Origin of the sequence: Bradyrhizobium sp. SRL28 (assembly GCF_018596315.1) — a bacterium.
In the GTDB taxonomy this organism is placed as follows: Bacteria; Pseudomonadota; Alphaproteobacteria; order Rhizobiales; family Xanthobacteraceae; genus Bradyrhizobium.
In genome coordinates this window covers 21430-41480 of sequence record NZ_JAHEAG010000045.1, presented here as the reverse complement: position 1 = coordinate 41480, position 20051 = coordinate 21430, and the positions used below count along the sequence as shown (strand labels likewise).

The 20051-nt window shown below is 58.4% G+C and carries 16 protein-coding genes and 2 pseudogenes; 4 read left to right on the top strand and 14 right to left on the bottom strand.

Translation table 11 applies throughout. The annotated features are described in order from the left end of the window. The 9 genes and pseudogenes from KIP88_RS39340 to KIP88_RS39300 all read right to left on the bottom strand — a co-directional run. A pseudogene (locus tag KIP88_RS39340) lies at positions 1 to 529 on the bottom strand (aminotransferase class IV); the annotation flags it as partial. A gap of 286 nt (positions 530 to 815) precedes the next feature. After that, on the bottom strand, positions 816 to 959 hold the full coding sequence (locus KIP88_RS39335) for a hypothetical protein (protein ID WP_214493521.1): 144 nt from the start codon (positions 957 to 959) through the stop codon (positions 816 to 818). A 353-nt stretch (positions 960 to 1312) separates the two neighbouring features. Next, a complete protein-coding gene (locus KIP88_RS39330) occupies positions 1313 to 2722 on the bottom strand; it encodes an amidase (protein WP_214493520.1) in 1410 nt (469 codons plus the stop codon). 357 nt (positions 2723 to 3079) lie between these two features. Beyond that, positions 3080 to 4126, bottom strand: coding sequence for an ABC transporter ATP-binding protein (locus tag KIP88_RS39325; protein ID WP_214493519.1), 1047 nt, complete (start codon positions 4124 to 4126; stop codon positions 3080 to 3082). Beyond that, positions 4123 to 5127 carry an ABC transporter ATP-binding protein gene (locus KIP88_RS39320; protein WP_214493518.1) on the bottom strand — a complete coding sequence of 335 codons (1005 nt, stop codon included), beginning with the start codon at positions 5125 to 5127 and terminating at the stop codon, positions 4123 to 4125. Before KIP88_RS39320 ends, KIP88_RS39325 begins: the two co-directional genes overlap by 4 nt. After that, positions 5102 to 6007: an ABC transporter permease gene (locus KIP88_RS39315; protein WP_214493517.1), complete on the bottom strand. Its 906-nt coding sequence runs from the start codon at positions 6005 to 6007 to the stop codon at positions 5102 to 5104. The genes KIP88_RS39320 and KIP88_RS39315 overlap by 26 nt, the downstream gene beginning before the upstream one ends. 1 nt (position 6008) lies before the next feature. Further along, positions 6009 to 6950 carry an ABC transporter permease gene (locus KIP88_RS39310; RefSeq protein WP_214493516.1) on the bottom strand — a complete coding sequence of 314 codons (942 nt, stop codon included), beginning with the start codon at positions 6948 to 6950 and terminating at the stop codon, positions 6009 to 6011. A gap of 7 nt (positions 6951 to 6957) precedes the next feature. Next, positions 6958 to 8556, bottom strand: a complete 1599-nt coding sequence (locus KIP88_RS39305) for an ABC transporter substrate-binding protein (protein WP_214493515.1) — start codon at positions 8554 to 8556, stop codon at positions 6958 to 6960. A gap of 524 nt (positions 8557 to 9080) precedes the next feature. Beyond that, positions 9081 to 9371, bottom strand: a complete 291-nt coding sequence (locus tag KIP88_RS39300) for a hypothetical protein (protein ID WP_214493514.1) — start codon at positions 9369 to 9371, stop codon at positions 9081 to 9083. Between the two features lie 723 nt (positions 9372 to 10094). On the opposite strand from KIP88_RS39300, the gene KIP88_RS47980 reads away from it, so the two are divergent. Further along, entirely contained in the window at positions 10095 to 10226 is a 132-nt protein-coding gene (locus KIP88_RS47980; RefSeq protein WP_283848569.1) for a hypothetical protein, read from the top strand. Between the two features lie 162 nt (positions 10227 to 10388). Here KIP88_RS47980 and KIP88_RS39295 read toward each other — a convergent pair. The 4 genes and pseudogenes from KIP88_RS39295 to KIP88_RS39280 all read right to left on the bottom strand — a co-directional run. Next, positions 10389 to 10865 (bottom strand): annotated as a pseudogene (locus KIP88_RS39295) (aminotransferase class III-fold pyridoxal phosphate-dependent enzyme); the annotation flags it as partial. Continuing rightward, positions 10862 to 11494, bottom strand: a complete 633-nt coding sequence (gene bioD, locus KIP88_RS39290) for a dethiobiotin synthase (RefSeq protein WP_214493513.1) — start codon at positions 11492 to 11494, stop codon at positions 10862 to 10864. The pseudogene KIP88_RS39295 and the gene bioD, both read right to left, overlap by 4 nt. A gap of 586 nt (positions 11495 to 12080) precedes the next feature. After that, entirely contained in the window at positions 12081 to 13130 is a 1050-nt protein-coding gene (locus KIP88_RS39285) for an alpha/beta fold hydrolase (protein ID WP_214493512.1), read from the bottom strand. Positions 13131 to 13132: 2 nt separating this feature from the next. Beyond that, positions 13133 to 14233, bottom strand: a complete 1101-nt coding sequence (locus KIP88_RS39280; protein ID WP_214493511.1) for a Zn-dependent alcohol dehydrogenase — start codon at positions 14231 to 14233, stop codon at positions 13133 to 13135. Between the two features lie 850 nt (positions 14234 to 15083). On the opposite strand from KIP88_RS39280, the gene KIP88_RS39275 reads away from it, so the two are divergent. Then, the gene (locus KIP88_RS39275; protein WP_214493510.1) at positions 15084 to 16400 is read left to right on the top strand and encodes an LLM class flavin-dependent oxidoreductase; all 1317 of its coding nucleotides are present in this window, start codon (positions 15084 to 15086) and stop codon (positions 16398 to 16400) included. 103 nt (positions 16401 to 16503) lie between these two features. Further along, positions 16504 to 17010 (top strand): flavin reductase family protein, encoded by a 507-nt coding sequence (locus KIP88_RS39270; protein ID WP_214493509.1) that lies wholly within the window; start codon positions 16504 to 16506, stop codon positions 17008 to 17010. Between the two features lie 969 nt (positions 17011 to 17979). On the opposite strand, the gene KIP88_RS39265 is transcribed toward KIP88_RS39270, so the two are convergent. Next, on the bottom strand, positions 17980 to 18360 hold the full coding sequence (locus tag KIP88_RS39265; RefSeq protein ID WP_214493508.1) for a transposase: 381 nt from the start codon (positions 18358 to 18360) through the stop codon (positions 17980 to 17982). A gap of 533 nt (positions 18361 to 18893) precedes the next feature. On the opposite strand from KIP88_RS39265, the gene KIP88_RS39260 reads away from it, so the two are divergent. Then, positions 18894 to 19664 carry a creatininase family protein gene (locus tag KIP88_RS39260; protein WP_214493507.1) on the top strand — a complete coding sequence of 257 codons (771 nt, stop codon included), beginning with the start codon at positions 18894 to 18896 and terminating at the stop codon, positions 19662 to 19664. The last annotated feature ends 387 nt before the right edge of the window (positions 19665 to 20051 follow it).

Sequence of the window (20051 nt, the reverse complement as noted above, 5' to 3'; positions counted from 1 at the left end):
TGCGCAGCGTGCCGTCCTTGACAAGAAAGACGTTGAAGCGCGGACCTTCCGCGATGTTTCCGTTGGTGTCCAGAATCAGTGCGGTTTCGGCCCCCGCATCATAGGCGTCGAACAGGCCTTTATGAGGTCTAGCCAGTGATAGTTTTTGATGGCGCGGGGTCGACCGATTTCGGAGGAATTCGAACGGTATCACTGACCGCGACATGCAACCCGCGCTCAAGCTGCTCCTTGTTAGCGACGGAGCCAAACGGCACCGCGAAAGCCATGAAGCGATTCTCGGCCTGACGCGGATCGCGACTCGAGGTCGGCGGCGATCCGCGCGTGCAGATCATCTCCACGTATGCGGACTTATGGCCAGATAACGCCACGCAGTTATGGAGGATCTCAGTCACTTCGTTACGGCTGACGGAAGCTTCATACGAAGATGCTCTAAGCCTCCCCAAAATCGATCCAAATGGAGATCGAGGCGGAAGAAGCGACCCTCCCAGACGTGGGCAGTGTCGTACGTCGCGTCGGAGTGCGGAAAGCCTCAATCTAGCATTTGATCAACATTCGGCAGCGCATTTGTCAATGTGGTTGTCATTGCTGTTCTCCGTGGCCGATGCCTTATGACGCGTGCTCGGATCCCACCTTCAACAGGCAGCGGCTGCATCTCCTGAATGGCACGAACACCCGATGTAAAAAGGCCCATCTCAAGCCATCGGCGCAACGAACGCTTCAAAATCCGGGTTACAGTGAATATGATGCGCACCTAATCTGACGCTCGCGGCCGGGAATGTCAGGCGAACGCCACCGAACGAACCAGTCGCAACACGCTAGGCATCGTGCTCCAGCGGCTCCTTGCGACGTCCGGCGATTGCCATTTTCCATCCGTTGGCCAGCAATGCGAGCCCCGCCGGTTTGCCCACACCGGCGCCACTGCAGTTGACGATCGCGACCTTGCCTTGCGACCCTGCCATGTGAGGATTCCTTAATCGATACCGCACGCAGCAGCTTTTGAGAAATCAACGTCGCGCGGCGGCTCGCGCCTTTGACCGCCGTCTTGACAGCGTCCTTGAAAGCGCCGATGGCTCACCTCATCTCGGGCGCGTTGTTGCGCCCGGCCTCCTGCTGCAATTGGAAGTCACCGCACCCGTCGCCTTGGATCGCGAGCGGCCCTGTGCTTCGCGTAGAAGGCGAAACTTGATCTCGCGGCCGTCGAGATCCGCGCTGCTCACCTGCACGTATGATGATTGCGCAGCGAATGCCCGTCATTCGCTGCGCAGTTCCTGCCACCGGTCCGAGGACTCTGACTGTTTCGAAGCCCAACTTCTTATCGCGCGGGCTGCGCACGCTTCGGAGGGACGAAGCGCCCGAATGCACTTTCAAGAACGCGGGCTGCGGACAGCACGGTCATGTCTTTGTAGCGAGCACCGACCAATTGGAGGCCGACGGGAAGGCCGTTGCTATCTAGTCCAGCGGGCAAAGAAGCTGCCGGTTGCTGCGTGAGGTTGAAAGGGCCGGTGAACGGATACCAATTTTTATAGTTAGGATCTGGCTCATTGAGCCCGACCGGGAAAGGTGCAACCGGCATCGTTGGCGTGATCAGGAGATCAAATTTCTGATGAAACGCCGCCATCTTGGCAGTAAGTTCAGAGCGAGCTTCTTGAGCATCTTGATAGTCGGAAAGAGTGAGCGACAAACCTTGTTCAGCTTCCTTCAAAACGTTGACCTCGAGTAGGCCACGTTGCTCTTTGTTCAGCCGGCTAAGGAGCCGAGCAGCACCCGCACGAAAAAGCGTCCCGAGTATTTCCCAAGCACCAGCGAGATCTGGGTTTACCTCGATTACCTCAGCGCCGAGGGTCTCGATTTTCTGGACGGCGGCATCAGTAACGTTCAGAATGTCTTTCGACACATCTAGATTCCCGAAGTCTCGACTATAGGCTACTCTCAGGCCTTTTAATGTCGATGCGAGCGGCAGCTCACTGCATGGATATTCCGGACCGGCATAGCCGTCCCTCACATCTTTTTGGGCGATAATCCTCATCATGAGGGCCGCATCAGCCACTGTACGAGTTATCGGCCCGATATGCGAGAGCGTAGGCACTACGCTTGGCGGCCATTGCGGGACATACCCGAAAGTTGGTTTGAAGCCGAAGGTGCCTGTGAAGCTTGCGGGTACCCGTATCGATCCGGCGCCGTCGCCTCCTTGATGGAGAAAGCCGAGATTTAGCGCCGCGGCAACTGCCGCTCCACCGGACGACCCGCCAGGCGTGAGGTCCGGATTCCAAGGGTTACGAGTTATTCCGTAAAGTCGACTGTCTGTAACACCTTTCCAGCCAAATTCCGGAGTAGTCGTCTTTCCCAGAATGACAGCCCCCGCCTCTCGCAGACGCGCAGCGGCCGGAGCATCGACATCCCACGGTCCGTCACCGCTGGTTGACCTCGATCCCCAACGTGTAGGCATTCCGCGATTAAGCGTGACGTCCTTTAAGGTTACCGGCACTCCATCAAGCAAACCGATCGGCTCGCCTCTCATCCACCGGGCTTCTGAGAGTTGTGCTTGGGCCTTCGCCTGCTCAAAGCCGATGAAGCAGAATGCGTTGAGCTCGCGATTTACCTCATCGATACGCTGTAAGCAGTCATCGATCACCTCAACAGGAGACAAGTCCCTGCTCTTAAAGAGAGCAAGACAGTCATATGCAGTAAGATCTGCAATCTGCGTTGCTGGTTTCGTAGACATTTTGTTCCCTTTGCCTTCCCATTTGTTCACGGTGTTTTGGCACGTCGATCGCCTTTGAGAAATATAAGGCATGGACAACGTAGCTTTACGTCAAAATGCACAAAGAAATCGCAGCATCGCAGTCCAAACTTGATCATCTTTGCTAGATCGATCGTGAGCGCGCGGACGGCACCGTCGTATTCTCTTCCCAATCCGACGGCTCCCCACATCTGGCAGTCCGATTGCGGTCGGCCGAATAACGGCCATTGGTTGCTCTGGGAACTATGTCATGGGGCGAGTCATGTTCTGTCGTTCCGTTACTTTTCAGGTCCAGTGCCGATGTCCGTGTCGGCGGTGCGCACGAGATGTTCGATCGGGTCAAAGCGTCTGTGGCTGTACCACAGGAGTGAGCGAAGAATTGGTCGACGTGGGCGGCGAGGCTGGGATGTCCGTCGCCGGCGCGCGCACGTGACAGGCTACGACGCGCCCGTCCGCGATTGGCACTAAAGGTGGGACTACGAAACGGCAACGCTCGACCGCAATCGGGCACCGCGGGTGAAACGTGCAACCGCTCGGGGGGCTAATGGGACTTGGTACCTCACCCTCCACGGGTACCTGCGCCCGTACCCTCATGGGATCTGGAATCGGAGCTGCCGCGATCAACGCCTCTGTGTAGGGATGGACCGGCTTGGCAAAAAGCGGCTCGCACGGAGCGAGTTCCACGATTCGCCCTAAATACATGACCGCAACGCGATGGCCGATGTGCTCAACCACTCTAAGGTCGTGCGAGATAAAGACGAAAGCGATGCTCATCTGCTGCTGGAGATCCGCTAGCAGGTTCAATATCTGCGCCTGCACGGAAACGTCCAGAGCCGAGACGGCTTCGTCGGCAATGATGAGTGACGGTTGGAGAGCCAGCGCCCGCGCGATACCGAGTCGCTGCCGCTGCCCACCCGAGAATTCCGACGGAAGACGGTCCACCATTTCAGGCGACATTCCGACCTTTCGGAGAAGGTCCGCCGCAAGCGTCCTGCGCTCCTGTCGGCTGAGTCGCTGAAAATTTTCGAGTGGCTCGGTAATGATCTGTTCGGCGGTGAGACGCGGGTTGAGCGACGAGTAAGGGTCCTGGAAGACCATCTGCATCTTGCGGCGCCACGCGCGAAGCGCCTTTGTATCGAGAGCGGTAATGTCGGTCCCCTCGAGCATCACGCGCCCACCTGTCGGCTCCACGATCTGCATCAAGAGCCTCGCGACAGTGGACTTTCCGCAGCCGGACTCGCCCACGATGCAGAGCGTCTCGCCCGCGTCAACGGAGAAGGACACATCCTCCACCGCGCGAACCGTTGGGACCGTCTTCTTCAGGAATCCCGCACCAAGCGGATAATGCTTGGTCAGATTCTCGACTTTCAGCAAAGGACCGCTCATGCGGTCACGACCTCTTGGGAGCGCCAGCAGGCCGCAGCGTGGCCTGGCCCGACATTATGCATGGTGGGTGTTTTTTGGCGGCAAATGTCAATTGTGAACGGGCAGCGAGGCGCAAAGCTGCAGCCGATTATGGGATCGCGCAGGCTTGGCACAATGCCAGGAATTTCTGGGAGGCGGCACGTTCGGCGGCGCTGCGGATCCGGCAGCGAGCGCATCAGTCCCTGAGTGTAGGGATGCGTTGGGCGCGCGAACAAATTTTTTACGGGAGCTTGCTCCACAATTCGCCCAGCGTACATTACGATGACACGCTGACATGTCTCAGCTACGACACCGAGATCATGCGTGATAAACATGACGGCCGTTCCCCTGCGCTCTTTCAGATCGAGGATCAATTGCAGGATCTGCGCCTGCATGGTAACGTCAAGCGCAGTAGTCGGCTCGTCGGCAATCAACAGTTCTGGTGAACAGGCGAGAGCCATCGCAATCATCGCACGCTGCCGCATGCCCCCAGACATTTCGTGGGGATAGTTGTTGATGCGACGCTCGGGGTCCGCGATGCGGACCAGGCGGAGAAGTTCTAGAGCCTTTGCCATCGCTTCTGATCGGGAGGCGCTAGTGTGAATTTGCACCGCCTCGGCGATTTGGCGACCGACAGTGTGAACCGGACTCAGGCAGGTCATCGGTTCCTGGAAAATCATGGCGACCCGGTTGCCGCGAATCTTGCGCATCTCCCGTTCAGACAATTTCAGGAGGTCGCGTCCGTGAAAGTGGATCTCGCCGCTGACGGTCTTGGCGCTTAGCTTCGGCAGCAGCCGAAGAATGGAAAGGGCCGTGACGCTCTTCCCGCATCCGGATTCGCCGACAACGCCAAGCGTTTCGCCACGCTTGACCTGGAAGCTGATGCCGCCCACTGCGCGGGTGATGCTTTCCTCGCCGAAAAAGTGTGTCTCCAATCCTCGAACATCTAGGAGCACGTCATCGTCGGTGGTTTCTTGTTGCATGATAGGCTCTGCCTTTTGAGCGGGGATCGAACAGATCGCGCAAGCCATCTCCGAGCAGGTTGACGGCAAGAACCGTGATGACAAGGCAGATGCCAGGGGCGAAGACGGTAAATGGGGCGACGCCGAGATACAGGCTTGAACTTGAGATCATGTTACCCCAGCTGGGGATCTCGGTCGGCACGCCTACGCCAAGGAAGCTCAGCCCGGCTTCTGTCAGAATCGCACTGGCGCAGACATTGGCGCTCTGCACCATAAGGGGTGGAATGGTGCTCGGGAGGATATGCCGCCACAGCACCTTCGGCAGGCGCGCACCGCCGCAGAGCGCGGCCTCCACATAAGGACGCGTGCGAACACTCAGAACCACCGAACGAACCAGCCGCGCAACACTTGGGATCGAAGGGACCGTAATGGCGAGGATGAGGATACCGATCCCGGCGCCTGTCACGGAAATAAGGGCGATGGCCAGCAGAATCGTCGGGATCGCCATCAGGCCGTCCATGATCCTCATGGCAACATTATCGAAGCTGCGGTTGTAGCCGGCGATGACACCGATCAGAAGCCCGCCAAAAGCAGCGCTCGCCGCCGACATCAATCCCACCATGAGGGAGATGCGGGCGCCTAACATCGTTCGCGCAAACACGTCACGGCCCAGATTATCGCTCCCGAACCACATCTCGGCTGAAGGCGGGTGAAGCCGTTTGAACGGGTCCATGTTCAGTGGATCGCCGGCGTAAAGCGGCGCAGCTAGCGCCAGTATGATCAACAGCGCCAAGAGGCCGCCGCCTATAAAGACCAGCGGATGCCGGCTTGCTAGACGCGGAATGGATGGCCGCAGCCGACTCACCGACAGGGATTCAACGGGTGCGGAAGAAAGCGTCATGTCAGTACCGGATACGGGGATCGATCAGGGTGTAAGCTAGGTCGACCGCGAGATTGATCAGAACGTACAGGCCCGAAGCGAGGATGAGCACGCCTTGAATGATGGGATAGTCGCGATTGTTGATCGCATCGACTACCAACCGACCGACACCAGGGATGTTGAACACCGTTTCCGTGATGACGACGCCAGAAATTAGATATGCGAAACTTATGCCGATCACGGTGAGGATCGGGACACCCGCATTCTTCAGGGCGTGGTGGAAAAGCATGGAGTATGAAGACGCGCCCTTGGCAGCGGCCGTTCGCATATAGTCTTCCGACAGCACTTCGAGCATGCTCGCTCGCGTGATCCGGGCGATGTAAGCAATGTAGGGGAAACTCAAGGCCACGGTAGGCAGGATCAGGTGCACAAGCCAGGGCCCGACGCCGTGGTCGATAGACCGGTATCCCTGGACTGGCAGCCAGCGCGCGCTGATGGCGAGCCAGTAAATGAGAAAATAGCCGACGACGAACACCGGGACAGAAAAGCCAAGCGCCGCAAAGGCTGCAAGGGCGCGGTCGACGAGGCCGCCGACTCGCCATGCGGCAAGCATGCCGAAAGCAACCCCGGTCACGACCGAAAAGATCATCGTCAAGATCGAAAGGGAAATGGTCGCCTCCAACCGCTGCGAGATGAGTAGGAGAACCGGTCGCCCCGTGAAAATTGAGGTCCCGAAATCGCCGCCGAGAATGCTCAGCGCCCAATGTAAGAACTGGACCGGCAGCGGATCGTTAAGTCCCAGCTGTTTGCGGATATCCGCGATCATCTGTGGTGTCGCCGTGTCGCCGGCGATGATGGCCGCCGGGTCGCCAGGCGACAGCCTGAGAAGCAAAAAGATGAAAATTCCAACCATCGCCATGACGGCAATGGTCGAGATCATCCTACGAAGGATGTAAGCAGCCATTGCGCTCTCAGGTCTTCTGCATGTTCCACATCGGGAGAGCACCCGGCATCCCAATAAGTCCGGACAGCGTCTTGCGGCGCGCGATTGGGGAGACCGATTGAGCCAGCCTCACATCGCCGACAAAGCCCCACCAAAGCCCTTGCATCTTGCGGGCGAGCGCTTGGCGTTCGGCGACCGTTGCGGTGTCCGCCCATTTAGCCCGAAGGGCCTCATATTCGTCGTTCTTCGGCCAGCCAAAGAAGTCGCCGTCCGCGCTTAGCCAAGGTGCGCCGATCGGATCGCTGAGGGTCAAATCGGGCACGCCCGAGATAAAGATGCTCCAGCCCCCGCTCTCAACGGGCCCTTTGTTCCCCCGGCGCGCGACAATCCCGCCCCAGTCGCTTGGCGCAAGTTCGGCATTAATCCCAATCTTCCGCAGTGCGCCCGCCAGAAACTGCACGGCATTGCTGTAATTCACAATGTTCGTCGGTTGGAGAATGACGACCTTTTCGCCAGAGTAATTCGCCTCCTTGAACAGCTGCTTAGCCTTTTCCGGATCGCCGCCCTTCTTGTACCACCCCGTATTTTCGTCGTTGGAATAGAGCGTATCGTTTCCAAACAGCGAAATAATGTTCTGGGTATATTTTGGGTTGGAGGAAAAAATGCGCGAGAAAGCCTCTTGATCGATCAGGTGAAGCATCGCTTGGCGCGCCTTCACGTTATCGAACGGCTTCTGAAGACAATTCAGGCGTATCCAATGGACCCAACCCATCTTGTCTAGAACTTGGAGTTCAAGGTTGGGATCGCTTTCGATCGCCGAGTAAAGATCGGCGGACGGATATTCGAAGAAATCAACCTCACCCGCTCGTAACGCGGCGAAAGCAGTCTGCGGATTGGCGATGTTCTCCCAGATGACACGATCCACATTAACGATTTTGCCGCCGGCAAATCCGTCTGGCAGCTCGCTGCGTGGCACGTATTTCTCATTGCGGTCGTAGGTAAAGCTCGCGCCCGGCTTGGCCAGAGCTTCATTGAATTTAAACGGCCCCGATCCGATATTCGCGGTCACCTGTTCGGTGGCGGGACGACTTGCGTCCTTCTCCCGCATAATGAACAGGAAGGGGTATGCCAAATTCGCCAGCACATCAATCAGCAGTCCCAGCGGTTCCTTGAGCTCGATCGTGAAGGTCTTATCGTCCTTCTTCGAGATATCCTTGGCCCGCGCCAGGACCAGTTTGCCGCCGGGAGCGACCTGACCCCAACGACGGATGGAGGCTACACAATCCGCCGCAGTAACGGGTGTGCCATCATGCCAACCCAGACCATCCCGGAGCTCAAACGTATAGGTCTTCTTGTCGTCGGAAACGCTCCATTTCCGCACCATTTGCGGCTGCGGTGTAAGTTTGGAGTCCAGCGCGAACAGCGTGTCGTAGATCGCATAGCCATGCTCAGCGGTGATGAGAGCCGTCGTAAAGATCGGATCAAAGACTCGGAGGTCACCCGACTTAATCATGCGGACGGTCCGCGCGGCGGTAGGGCCAGTCTGCGCTCGTATGACCGATGGCATCGATACGGCGGCGCTGGCAGCCACGCTTGTCTTAATGAGATCGCGTCGAGAGATTGTCATGCTCCGTTTCCCCTCTAGAATCAATCGCGCGGCGGATCCGCATCTAGCTAGCTGTGGGATGAATACCAACAGACCGGCAATTCGAGCCTTGCCGACATCAGGTCCTATCAGAGGTGGTTTGCAGGTTTTCCGCAATTTCCCGGGCTCAAGCAGAGACTTTCGACACTTTTGCTGAGATTCCGCCGAATGTTTGCATTCGCAGGTGGGACCAGTGGAAAGATAATCGGGGCGACTGCGATCGAAGCATGAAGTCGCGCAGCAAACTAGTAGAGGCACCAAGTGCACTGACACGTGCATCGCAGGCTGTGAACCGGAGGGACGTTTCCAAGCGGCGGCGACACGATCCCAGCCGGTGCGAGTTTTTCGAACACGCCACGCTGTCACCTCGCGAGTTCGGGACCTTCTGAAGATGGCAAGCAAATTGATCGAAGGCGGTGCATTGACCGATAAGCTCTGCGCTCCGAGACGCTCACCGCGTCCGCGTTGGCGCGTGCCGAGAAATGACGCAGTCTTTTAGGGGTGGCCTACGAAGGCGTCTTGGCGGGCATCACAGTATGAAAGAGCACGTTGGGTTCCAACGGCAAGTTAGCCATGTAGAGCACCGGCTGCCCCACGATCTCTGCATCCATCAGCGGCAACATAGCGATCGTGCCATCGGCCTGCGGCAGCCTTTTCATGCGGGCCGCGAGCTCCGTGAGCACATTGCCCATGGCGATCCGGGGCACGGCGATATCGTACTTGCGACCGTCCAGCGTTGCCGCCTTGGTGAGGCCCGTCGCCGTATAGGCAATCGAGTTCGGCCGCGGCGAGATCATCCGTTATTGATGATGCGCCCGCCCACGGCTGCTGCGACTTCATCACGGAAGCTTCGCGGATACAGTAGAACGTACCGTGAAACTGGCGTCGACGACGGGCTTCCAGTCCTCGATCGCGATGTCCTCCACTAAGCCGCCGCCGAGGCTCATACTCGCCCTGGAAGCGACGCCTCCACACCTTCGCACTGTGTTCGAAGAGCGCTGGACGCATCGTCCGTTACGTCCGAGGAAATCGCGAGCATGCGCTCGCTGGCTTTCGATTCAGCTGCGATTTGTTCCGGCGGTCCTTGCGAGATCCGGGGATTGCGACTTTCCATCCCAAGGCAGGCAATGAGAGCGCCGCTGTTTTGCCCACACGCTCGCCACCGCCAGTGGCGATCGCGACGTTGCCTTGCGAGCCTGCCGTGTTGAAGACGCCTTGATCGATACCGCGGGCAGGAGTTCTTGGGAGTTCAATGTCACGCGCGGCGACTCGCGCCTTGGCCGCTTTCGGCGCGAATCTGCACCGTCACTCTGCGATTCGGGGAAATGTTATCCAAGTGCGGTATTCCAACGAAGGACAGCCCCCTGTCTGTCTTGAACTCAACCCGGGGACAATCGATCCGCGGAATCTGACATTCGAACAAATTAGATTGCCCCCAAAAGCGTTGATGGCCAGCCAATACTGCGCGGAGTTATTCAGATCTACGTCACAGCAAATTGACCGACTGCTTGAAGAGGACAATGCAGTTGTCCACCGAGTGGCAGTTCGCCCCTTGGCAGCAACAATCAAAGAAGATCATCTCGTCGCTCGAGCAAGAGGGCTATTGGAAAGCAGGTTTGTTTGATGAGATTTCAGCACTTCGGGTGGCGTGATCGTCCCCACATCATCGGAGATCAGCCTTGCCCTCGCGTGGTTCAACCCATACCCCGCACATGAATCAAACGCGAGAGTGCAGGCAAAGCACCTGAATGTGGGGTCTCAAGTTAGCTCATCGGCAGGATCGCGGATGCCGGCATAAATTTCACGAAGATCTTCGCAGCGTTGAAGACGCCTCGGGCACCGACCGACATCGCCCCAACCGTGTCGCCGTGATAGGAATGTTGCATTGCGACAATGCGCATTCGCTGTTTGCCGATGTTATGCCAATAGCCGAGTGCCATTTTTAAAGCCACTTCCACAGAGGCTGAGCCGCTGTCGGGGAAAAAGACATGGTCGAGGCCACGGGGTGCGAGTTTCAAAAGTCGCGCAGCAAGCTCCTCAGCCGGATCATGGGTGTAGCCGGCAAAGATGATTTGGTTGAGCTTACCAGACTGTTCCTGAATCGCGCGCACGATATGTGGATGACAATGACCGTGGGTCACGACCCACCAGGATGAGATTGCATCTATGATACGGCGGCCATCCGCGGTGTGGAGATAAGCACCATCACCACGTACAATCTTTGTTATCTCGTCTTGAAGCGCGTGTTGCGTGAACGGATGCCAGATCGGCGACGTCTTCTTTGGCATCATGCCTTGAAATCGTCAGCACGGAATGAGGTTTTGAACGCCGCCTGCAGCGTGTCTGGTGTGAGAGGAGAAAGCCAGGGCAATCGCCCTAACCAACGCACCCGCCCGATCTCGCGAATTGCGATCTCAGTCTCAGCATTTCTTTCGCCAATGAACGCAATTCCAAGAATACTGATCTGTCGCTTTCGCAGAGCTTCTATCGACAGCAGCGAGTGATTGATAGTACCCAGTCCTGTGCTCGCGCAAAGCACGACCGGAAGCCCCCATCGCTCGAAGATGTCAGCATAAAGTGTGCCGCCACTCAGCGGCACCATCAGCCCGCCGGCGCCCTCGATCACTAGCGGGCACTCCCCGGTGTTCGGCGGATCGAGCGAATCCGCGTCGATGCGAACTCCGTCAATTGCGGCGGAATGATAGGGCGAAGCGGGCGTTCGAGGACGGTAAAGCTTCGGCACGATGCGATCGGCTGAGAGACTGCCCAACCGTGCGACGGCCTGGCTATCGGTCTCTCCTTCGAGGCCGGCCTGAATCGGTTTCCAATAGTTAGCGCCGAGGAGATCGGCGAGCCCCGCGGAAAACACTGTTTTTCCGATCCCGGTATCTGTGCCCGTCACCACGATCCGCTGACTCATCGAGCTCCACCTTTCGTCTTCCAAGCCGTCCAACGCTCCTGGATGTGATCTGCGTTGGTCTTGCCGTCCGGGCGTTTCGCCGCGAGCCAGGCGAAGTCCTCGATCACGGCCTTTGCAGCGTGTTCCGGGTTCACGCTAAGCATCGGGATCAGGTCGGCTGGAAGGTACTTGAGCTAATTTGTATTCGGCGCGGCGTAGCCAGTACCCTGGGTCCACCCCGCCGCAATTTGCGCGCGGTTCAGGAAGGCCATCAGCTTTTGCGCGTTCGCTGTGTTCGGGCCCCCCTTCAGAATGGTCCCGTAGTTGTGGGTCAGGTAGGCACCCTCCCAACGAAGCGCTCGGCAACACAGGTCTAAGATCGATTCCCCTGCGCAATGCCCCAGTCAATAGCCGCGTCTCACGACAACAACAAAGAAGAGCGACGCGAACCTTAGCGTAGCTAAGGCTGCAATGGTGGGACTTATAACCGGCTTGATCTACTCCCGCAACGAAGTGCACCGGGGTATTTATGATTCGTAGGCTAATCCAAACAGGATAAACTCAATGACACGCCAAGCCGCAGGCCGTGTACAGGCCGCGCTTGCCCTTAACCCCCGAGTTCGTCATCGCGCAGAAAGCGGCCGATCGCTTCGTTCAGCTGCGCGGCGGCCTGGGGCTCTGCTTCAGACGCCGCCAGATGGCCGCTGTCGAACGGCAGGCGCAGCAGCTCGGCGTGCGCGATCTGCTGCGCCGCCCATATGCCCGCTTCAACGGGATTGTAGAGGTCGAGCGAAGGCACGGCAACGAGCGTACGCGCTCGAATCGATGCGAGCGCCCTTTGCGTGTCACCGCCGAAACCGGGCGACGTACCGACGTCATGGGCATCATACGCATACGATTGGTAGATCCAGTCGAGCGGATCATACGGTTGCGCGGCCATCACGCGCGTGCGCTCGGCAAGCCACGCGAGCGTATCGCTGGTCGCGCCGTCGCTTGCGGCACCGATGACGTCTACGGCGAGCCGCGACGGCGAGCGCGCGACGAATACGTTCATCACGGTCACCCACGCTTCCCGGCGCGCTTCGGGTGTCGGCAGATCGCGTGCGTTCGCGAGGGCGAGACGTCCCGCGTGATTGATAGCCTGGGACCACGGTGTGGTCTTCGCCATCGGGACAAGCGCAACGAGCCGCGTGGCGAAATCCGGATGTGACACGCCCCACTGGAGGGCCTGCATGCCGCCCATGGACGCCCCGACGATCGCATATGCCGCATCTATGCGCAGGTACGAAGCGAGCATGCGTTGGCTGGTCACCATGTCGCGGATCGTGAAACGCGGGAAGCGCTCGCCGGGCTGCGTCGGCGAATTCGATGGCGAGCTCGACAGCCCGTTCCCGAGCGCATCGATCACGACGATCGTGTGACGCGACGGATCGAGCGCCCGCCCCGGGCCGATGAGAAAACCCAGCCGATGATGTGTGCTGCCGATCGCGCACAGCCCGACGATTACCGGCTTTGCGCGATCATTAAGTGAACCGTGAACGACGTACGAGATGCGGAGATCGTCAATCGCGTCGCCTGATTCGAGCGGCAAACGCCCGAGCGACGCAACGTGATGCGGCGCGTCGATCCAGCCCGGCGCGAGCGGCGGATGCGCCATCGTCAGAACTCGATCACCGAGCGGATGTCCTCGCCGGCGGCGAGACGCGCGAGTCCGGCGTTGACATCGGCGAGCGCAATCGTCGACGTGACGTATTCGTCGAGCTTAAGCGAGCCGTCGAGATACGCGTTCGCGAGCCACGGAAAATCGCGCGATGGCTCGGCGCCGCCATAGCTCGACCGCACGATGCGCTTTTCGCCCATTAGTGAGCCCCAGCGGAACGCCAGTTCGTCGTTGGCGGGCAGCTTACCGAGCCATACGACTTGGCCGCCCGGCCGCACCATCTCGACACTCGCACGAAACGCTGCGCGACTGCCCGCGGCTTCGATCACGCAATCGGCGCCCCGACCACTGGTGACTTCGGAGTGCAAATCAGCGATTGAATCGTCGGCCAGCAGCGTATGCGTCGCGCCGACGACCGCCGCGAGATCGAGTTTCCCAGGCAGCCGGTCGACGGCGATGACGCGCGATGCGCCTGCGAGCCGCGCGCCCTGCACCGCGGACAAACCGACCGCGCCGCAGCCGATCACCGTTACGGTCGCGCCCTTTTCGATCTTTGCGATATGCATCGCCGCACCAACGCCCGTCATCACGCCGCAGCCGATTAGACACGCGCGATTGAACGGCATTTCACGCGGCACTTTGACGGCGCAGCCCTGATCGACCACGCAAAGTTCGGCGAAACTGCCCGAATACATCAGCTGATGCACCGGCTCGCCGCCTTCGCGCATGAGCCGCGGACGGCCATCGAAGTGATACGAGTGCACGGCGCGCGCGCGATACGGCTCGCACAGAATTGGCTGATGACGCCTGCAATAGAAGCACTCGCCGCAATGCGGATTCCACGACGTCACGACGTGATCGCCGATCTGCACCGACGTGACGGATTTACCAATCCACTCGACGACGCCCGCCGCCTCGTGGCCGGGCACCATAGGCAGCGGCGTATCGAAAGCGCCTTGGACCGCTTCAAGATCGGTGTGGCAGAGGCTTGTCGCCTGCACTCGAATGAGCACGTCGGCGTCGGCAAGCCCGGCTAGCTTGAGCGATTCGATCGCAAGCGGCGCGCGCGCTTCGAACAGAACGGCGGCATTAAACTTCAACTTATTTCCTTCGAATGTCTAGAAAAACCTAAATCAGGATCGCTGCGTCCGCCGTTGGTTTACAGCTGTCCCGCCTCAGGCTTCCGCACGGCCTCAATCGGATGAACGACAAAGATATAAAGCGTATCGACGCATAAAGACCGAAGAATTTGCAAAGGATTGAAGAAATTCTGCAAGACGAGGATGCCTGCCGCCCATTTTTACGCAGAGCCATCGCATGGCCGCGCACCTCAATCTTTGATCTCGTCGTGATGAACTAGCGAGCAGCTGGAGGCAGCGCTGCGGTGTGGGCACAGGCGGTTTGCCGTGGTCAAAGCGTCCAAAGCCGCGGCGGCGCACACGAGGATTCATATCGCCGCTGACTTGGACATGCCACGTGACGCGCAGTAGCAGAATGCCCGCCTAGTTCGCCGGTCACCTCTGACGTTAGGTGATTGTCCTTCTGTACGATCTCTAGACTGCGGGCGCCTGTGTAGTCGGATGGCTCGATCGGGGCCCCGTTGGATTTTATCTCGAAACACCCATATGGCGCAGGAAAACCTCCGAACTACAGCTGAAATGCGACGCAAACCTGTCTCAGAGTCGAGTATCCCGAATGCCGAGAGAATTTCAACAAATCACCGCGGCGCATATAGATGGTTGTTGGGTGATGACGGAACAATTGCACATGTCTGCGACCAGCCTATCAAGGAACAATCGCGGAGAATGGCTCCTCGCCAAAGAGCCGGCGCTCGTTTCACCGTATGACGGTGAGCTTTAGAGGGAAAATATCGCCACGAGCGAGCGGACGCGGCAAGCTACGACAGGCGAGGCGGAACAGTTGGCGAATAGCCAACTAAGGAGATCTTCAATGTCAAAACGAATGATGACTATCGGAGCCTCAATTCGCGGACTTGGCTACAATGCTTCCGCTTGGCGGCACCCTCGAGTCGATCCAACGGTTCAGGAGTCAATTTCGTTCTACGCCGATCTAGCGAAGAACGCGGAAGCCGCAAAACTCGATTTTGTCTTTTTGGCCGACAATCTCGCTGCGACTTCGATGAGCGATCGCCCAAAAGGCGCGCTCGGGCGTGGCCACGATAACGTTACACTCGAGCCGCTAACCGCCATGGCGGCTATCGCTGTTCTGACCGACAGAATTGGACTGGTTGCCACATGCTCCACCAGTTACCAACAGCCATTTCATGTTGCCCGTCAATATGCCTCGCTGGATCACATAAGCGGAGGCCGGGCAGCGTGGAATGTCGTTCCATCATATCGGCAGAGCGAAGGGGCCAATTTCGGTTTGCCAGAGCCGCTATCGCACAGCGAGCGGTACGAACGGGCAGATGAATTTATCACAGTAGTCCAAGGCCTCTGGGATAGCTGGGATCAAGATGCATTCGTATACGACAAGAAATCGGGGATCTTTTTCGATCCGGCAAAAGTGCGCGCATTGCATCACCGAGGCAAATTCTTTCAAGTGGAAGGACCACTTACAGCCACCCGTTCGCCTCAAGGCCGGCCTGCAATATTTCAAGCCGGGGAGTCGAGCGCGGGCGTCGAACTTGCAGGAAAGTTTGCGGACGCGGTCTACACGGTTCCATTAGATAAGGCTGCATCAATCCAGCAGAGACAAGCTCTTCGGGACGCATCGGTGAGGCACGGGCGCAGCGAAGATTGCGTGAAGATCATTACAGGCATTCAGCCCATCGTCGCTGCGACAAAGAAGGAAGTTAGTGAGAAGCTAGAATTGCTGCGCTCGATAGCTGATCCCGTCAAAGAGATGGGAAGATTGATCGTTCAGTTCAAGGACATCTCGAAGTACGATCTTGACGATACTCTCCCAGCATCTTTCATTGAATCGTGCGTCACAAGTTCGGCAAAACCGATTGCCGAGAGGGCTGTTGAGTCTAACTGGACGGTCAGACGGCTCTGTCAAGAGATGGCGGTGGGCCAACAACGAATTCTTGCAGGTACGCCTGAAGAAGTCGCCGCAGATCTTGCTGAATGGTTTAAGAGCGGTGCATGCGATGGTTTCAATGTTTCACCGTCGCACCTGCCTGACGGACTTTTTGACTTCCTCGATCAGGTGGTGCCGGTCCTACAGGATCGTGGCTTGTTTCGATCTGAATATTCTGGGCGCACATTGCGTGAGCACCTTGGGGTTGCGCGCGATTCATCGTGATGACCATTCCTTCGGGTGTCCTCCGAGAAGCAAGAACAGAATTTGCACGTCGGCATCATCGGCCGGCGTACTCCCGAGATTAACTGAGCAAGGTGCAGTCGCTATGGAGCAGTCCTACGTTTCGTCAATTGATTTGCGGTCGCTTCGCGACGCGCTGGGCCGCTTTGCTTCCGGAATCACTGTCATCACAGGGATGGTCGATAGCGTACCAACCGGGTTCACATGCCAGTCTTTTTACAGCGTCTCGCTGGCCCCCCCTTTAGTCTCCTTCTGCGTGATGAGGACGTCTAAGAGTTGGCCAGGGATCCGCTTGTCTCGCCGCTTCACGGTGAATGTTCTTTCCGAAGAACAGCAGGCAGTCTCAGATGCCTTTGCAAAATCGGGCTCAGACAAGTGGAAGCACGTAGATTGGGCCGCGCATCCAAGCGGCAAAGCGATAATTGCCAAGACACTGATGTGGTCAGATTGCTCACTTCACTCGGAGCAGGAGCTTGGGGACCACTTTTTGATTATCGGCAAGGTCGAGGAGATGAGCCCAGTCGACTGGAATGGCCACAGAAATCCATTGATCTACTTCAGAGGTCAATACCGCCAGCTTCAGAGCTCATAATAATGGTGGCTGAAAAGAGCGTCCCATCGCTCCGTGTTGCACGCTATTTGCGCCTTCGCAGAAACCAGAGTTGGCCGTCCGCACGACCGTTACTCGTCCGTTAAGAAGCCCATTTGCTCGCGGCTGGAGCGGCGAGCAGCTGACCGAGCAGATCAAAGAGTTGGTTCGTCAGGGTCGAGAGATTAAGGCCACCTCCTTTCTTCGTACAATCGACCGATTGACCGGGTTCCGTGCCGAAGTAAGTGCAGCGTGGTGAATTGATGCGTTACTTACTTCCACTGCGGCATCGCCGGCGTGGAACGCCGAAAGTGAATGCCCTGAGACAATCGGGGGCCGTCCTGGAAGCGGAGCAACCCAAGGCATGTTTTGCAGCTGGGTCAACGCGGTCGGATTTTGCGGACTGAATGTGCCGGGAACGCCGCACACAGATGGCCGACCAATTGGTCTGCAGATAGTGGCGCCTTTTGGCAATGACGGTGTCGCGCTTCATTTAGGAAAAATGCTTGAGGAGGCGTCGCCTTGGATACATCGCCGGCCAAGCGCCATCGGGGGGATCGAAAGCAAGAGCTGCACGAACGGATCTCGCCGATTACAGTGACCACCGAGATCGTGGATCAACCTGGAACGCTTATGTTGTCTGAGTTTAATGCAAAGTATTCAACGTCTGCCGTCTCGACCTCTCCAGAGCCTGAGGCGGACAAAGTCACACCAAGGCCGGAAGGGCCTGACACTTGTGACTCTCTGGAGATGCCGCCGCGCTTGGACAACGCAACGCGTTGCCAGAACGCCTCCTGCCCGGGCGAAATCGTCGGAATCCCGTGCGGCATCATCTCGGTACGAGCCTGCGCTTCCGAGTGCCAGGAAGTCGCGCCTGTTTAATCGGCTCTCGCGGCTGGCGCTCGATGGCGAGAATCTGCCTCCACTCTCCGCGTCCAGGTCGATCGCGATCAGCACCGGCCTGGGTGGCGATTACCCCGGTCTTGGGGATCCTCTCGTAGCGGGCGTCGAGCACGAGACAAGGAACCACCTTTTCCACGGCCGCTCGGCAGAGACCCGCAGCGCCTCATCCAGCATCTCCGCGATCGTACCGATCGATGAAGCAGAGTAGCCGTGCCCGCACAGCTCCTCGTCATCGCCTTGATCGTACGCGTCGAGACGGCTTGCACGTACAGCTCCGCTAACGTCCCGACGAGCATCTTCCAAGCGCTGGTAGCGCTCGAATAGCTCCGTCGAGAATCGCCCTGTCCAGTCTTGCGGCACCATCAGCTCCAGCGGGCCCACCCGCGTCGCCAGCGAACGCCAGTAGCCATCGATACCCCGCCGAGCAGCAAGAATTGTGATTAGCGACAATCACGATGTCCCTGCCTGCATCGCGCGATTGCGCTCCGCTCATCCGGAGATTGCCGCCATCTTATGCGCCCCTCTCCCGATAGTGCCACCGGCGATTCGTCGGATCACGCTGGATGCGCCTACGATACCGCCGAACTCTACCGTATAACGTCGCGTCTGGTCTCCTGAGTGGGTCGCGACAATGCGAAAAGGTAACAGGCGAGGTCTGACCAACCAACTTACGGTTGCGTGACGTGCTCGGCGAGTTCAACAGTTCACCGATCCGAGACATTTCCACGGCCCAGAGAATTTGCAAAATCGGAGGCAACGCCGTGCAGTATTTAAGCGTTAGGCAGGGGCAAACAAGGGATTTTCGGCTTTAGATCCCCGGTAAGAAGTGCGCGAGTGCAGAGTTACTCGATCCGAAAAGGAGAAAACTTATGCATAACATCGAAGCGCAGGAATAGAAAATTCGGATGATTCGCCAAGGCGCGGCACTCGGATGAGTAGGCGATCGTTTTACATCGTAGCGGCGCGCAACAGGAGGGGATGAGATGGAAATCGAATGGCGGCGGCTGCGAGCTGACCAGTTGCGTGAACGCGCGAAGGAGGACGCGATCGTCATCGTCCCGGTGGGCTCGCTCGAGCAGCACGGGCCGCACCTGCCGGTCGAGATCGACAGCCTACTCGGCGAGACGGTCGCGTTGCGCACGGCGCGCTTGGCCGCAGCGATCGAGAAAGTCGTTGTCCTGCCGATGATGTGGACCGGCCTCTCCGAGCATCACATGTCGTTCGGCGGCACGATCACGCTCGATTTCCAGACCTTCTTCAACACAATCCGCTGCGTCTGCGAGTCTGTGGTTCGGCATGGCTTCCGAAGAATCGTCCTGCTCAACGGGCATGGTGGCAACGAGAATGCGCTGCGGGTCTGCGCCGACGAGCTCAGCCCCAAGCTGGAGGTGCCGATCGTGCATTTCACCTATTGGTATGCGGCGGAGAAGTCGATTGCCGCGCTGCTCGAGCGGCAGGCCAATCTTTGGCACGCATGCGAGGCGGAGACGTCGATGTGTATGGCGTTGCGGCCTGAACTCGTGGCAGAGGACCGCATCCGCCTCGCCGAAGCCAATCGCACGCCCGATGTCGCCGACCTTGTCGGCAAAGGCGTCTATCGCTGGCGCAGTCTCGCGAGCCAATCCTCCACCGGTGTGTACGGTTATCCGAGTGCCGCCTCGCGCGAGAAGGGGGAGAAGCTGCTCGACGCGATCAGTCGTGATCTTGCCGAGAAAATCTGCAGCAAGGAGCTGTGGGCTCTGCCCTGGCGTTAGAACATTGGGCGACTTCAGCGCTCGATGAATTGCCGCCTCGGACTGGCCTCGGCTATTTCGTTCCCCAACTTGTTGCGAGCGGTGGTAAATTGCTCGATAATGATGACGAACGAGCCATTCACGTTCCGGCGACAGTACTCGAGTCGTCCGTTAAGAAGCCCATTTGAGAGCGGTCGGGGCAGCGAGTAGTCGCGGCAGGACGCTCAGAATGAGGCGCAACAGAAGCCCCAGTCAGGCGAGGACGAGGCGAAGACTATGGTCGATGGCGGTTATGACGACGTTGGCCGCATCGTCCTCACGACCCTTGAGATAGCAGCGGTCGAGGTGGGCAGTCGGTCTCGATCACGGCCTCAATGGCTGAGCGGCCCACGAGACCGGCGCGCTGCG